This is a genomic window from Streptomyces sp. NPDC059456 (assembly GCF_042750055.1).
Taxonomy (GTDB): Bacteria; Actinomycetota; Actinomycetes; order Streptomycetales; family Streptomycetaceae; genus Streptomyces.
In genome coordinates, this window is sequence record NZ_JBHYVA010000957.1 from 1 (window position 1) to 2,414 (window position 2,414).

Genomic DNA, 2,414 nt, shown 5'->3' on the forward strand with positions numbered 1-2,414 from the left:
CGGGCTGTCTGCGCCACCCCCCCACGCGTGGTCCACCCCCGCCACCCCCCCCCCGCCCCCGCCCCCGCCCGCCCCGCCCCGCGGGCCGGCCCCCCCCGACCGGGCGGTACCGCGTCGGCCGAACGGCATCGGGCGGCCGGGCCGTACGGCCGACGCGGGAAACGGGCGCCCGGCAGCCGGGAATGCCGGACATCACCGGATATGGTCGGCGGGTGAGTCACACCGAAGGCCGTGCCGAGGGAGCCGGGCCGTTCACCACGAGGCTGGCCTGGCGTCCGGCGGACGGGGGCACCGCGGTCTGGGAGTCCCGCACGGCGCGCAAGCGCGGCCGGCTCACCGTACGCGCCGAGGGCGAGCTCACCCCCCGCCCCCGCAGGGCCGACAGCGTGTCGATCGGCCGCCTGCGCAGGCTGAATGCCGTCGCCGCGCTCGCGTTCACGGTGGGCGGGGCGCTGTTCGCCCTCGGGGCCGGGGTCGCCCAGTTCGGCTCGGGCGCCGCGACGGGCGTGTGGATCTACTTCGCCGGCGGCCTGTTCTTCAACACCGGCGGGTACGCCTCGCTGCTCCAGGCGGTCAACGCGCCCCGCCCGGTGACCGGGGCGGGCTCGCTGACCGGGCGGCCCTGGGCCTGGTGGAGCTACGAGCCGTCCCGGATCGACTGGCTGAGTACCTTCGTGCTCTTCGTGGGCACCCTCGTGTTCGGCATCAACCTGCTGAGCTCCCTGCTGCAGGGGCTCTCGTTGCAACAGGTGAACCGGCTGATCTGGACCCCCGACATGATCGGATGCATCCTCTTCCTGATCTCGGGCCACCTCGCACTCGTCGAGGTCTGCCACGGCCGCCCGGGCGTCCGCGCCCGCGAGCTCAGCTGGTGGATCGTCGCGGTCAATCAGCTCGGATCCGTCCTCTTCCTCGTCTCGGCGCTGGCGGCCTTCACCCGCCCCGCGACCGGAAGCCTGGTGAACGAGGACATCGCCAACTGGGGCACGCTGACGGGCGCGCTCTGCTTCTCCGCCGGAGGAATCCTCCAGCTCTTCGAACGCCCCTGAGGGGCGCCGCCCCCGTGCCCCTACGGCGCGGGAGCCGCGGCTCCGGGCTCCGGCCCTGCGCCGATGCCGGCGATCAGCGCCTCCAGACCGTGCTTGATGCGGTCCACGTCCCAGCCGCGCTCGGTGCGCTGGAACGCGAACAGGCCCGGCGTGAACGCCATGAGGAGCAGATCCGCCGTGTAGGCGGCGTCCGCGGCGGGGGCGAGCTCCGCGACCATGCCCGCGATCTGCTCGTGGTGCCGCCGGAACGGGGCGCTGTGGTAGCGCCCGGCCGGCGCGCCGGCCTCGGCGAGGAGCAGCAGCTCCCTGTTGTCCTCGACGAGATCGGCCAAGCCGTGGAGAAAGGTGCGCAGCCGGTCGTGCGCCGACGGGGTCCCGTCCGCGCAGTGCCGGGCGAATGCCTCCTGGAAGCGGGTCTCGTTGTCCTCGATCAGCGCGTAGACGAGCCCCGCCCGGTGGTGGAAGCGCCGGTAGACCGTGCCGACCCCCACCCCGGCCTCCTTGGCCACCGCGTCCAGGGACAGATCGGCGGAGCCGTCCACCTCGAGCAGGCGCCGCGCGGCGTCGAGGATGCGCAGGCGGTTGCGGGCGGCGTCGGCGCGCTCCGTGGGAGGGGTCATGCGGAGCAGCGTAGCGGAGAGCTCTCGGGTTGTCTCTTGAAAACCGGAGAGCTCTCCGCTTAAGGTGGCGGCAGGCCAACCGGAGACCTCTCCGGTTGGGTACGCCCGCAACCGCAGGGAGATGTGCTCCATGACCGACGCAGCCACCACCAACGCGACCGCAACCCCCGCCGCGGCCTCCGCCCCGCTCCTCGACGGTCGGCTGATCGGCATCGCCTACCACGCGATCGCCGCCGTTCGGGACCGGCTCCTGGCCGCGTCGGGACTCACCTTCCACCAGTCCGTGGCGCTCAAGGCCGCCGCCGACGGGCTCGGCCGCGCCGGCGTGGCCGACCGCCTCACCGCGACGCTCAAGATCGGCGCCCCACAGGCGCGGCAGCTGCTCGACGAGCTTGCCGACGCGGGGCTGCTCGACGGCGCCGGCGCGTCCCTCACCGATGCGGGCGCCCGGATCCACCGGGGGTTCACGGATGCCGTGGCCGGGGTGACCGATCGGCTGTACGGCGACCTGCCGGCGGCCGAACGCGAAATCGCCGCCCGCGCACTCGCCCATGTCACGGCCCGGGCGAACGCCGAGCTCGCCGCCCTGTAGGCCGGGCGTCGCACGCGCCGCCGCGTGCGGTGCCCGGCCGGGCTGTGGCGGGCGGTGTGGAAAGCGGCGTTCGAGGCGCCCGTTTCCTTCGGTTCGGGTTGAAAGTGGCCCGGCGCACACCCCTTTTCCGTGGATCGAACCACCACGGAAGGT

General features: G+C 74.0%; 3 protein-coding genes. 2 read left to right on the forward strand and 1 reads right to left on the reverse strand.

Annotation, left to right across the window (positions count from 1 at the left end; translation table 11 throughout):
* Nucleotides 1–212 precede the first annotated feature (212 nt).
* Complete coding sequence (locus ACFXA3_RS41020) at nucleotides 213–1,049, forward strand: hypothetical protein (protein WP_385196338.1); 837 nt, start codon at nucleotides 213–215, stop codon at nucleotides 1,047–1,049.
* Between the two features lie 20 nt (nucleotides 1,050–1,069).
* Here the strand turns inward: ACFXA3_RS41020 and ACFXA3_RS41025 are convergent, their stop codons facing one another.
* Nucleotides 1,070–1,669: a TetR/AcrR family transcriptional regulator gene (locus tag ACFXA3_RS41025; RefSeq protein ID WP_385196340.1), complete on the reverse strand. Its 600-nt coding sequence runs from the start codon at nucleotides 1,667–1,669 to the stop codon at nucleotides 1,070–1,072.
* 130 nt (nucleotides 1,670–1,799) lie between these two features.
* Here ACFXA3_RS41025 and ACFXA3_RS41030 point away from each other — a divergent pair, with 130 nt between their 5' ends.
* Complete coding sequence (locus ACFXA3_RS41030; protein WP_385196343.1) at nucleotides 1,800–2,261, forward strand: hypothetical protein; 462 nt, start codon at nucleotides 1,800–1,802, stop codon at nucleotides 2,259–2,261.
* The last annotated feature ends 153 nt before the right edge of the window (nucleotides 2,262–2,414 follow it).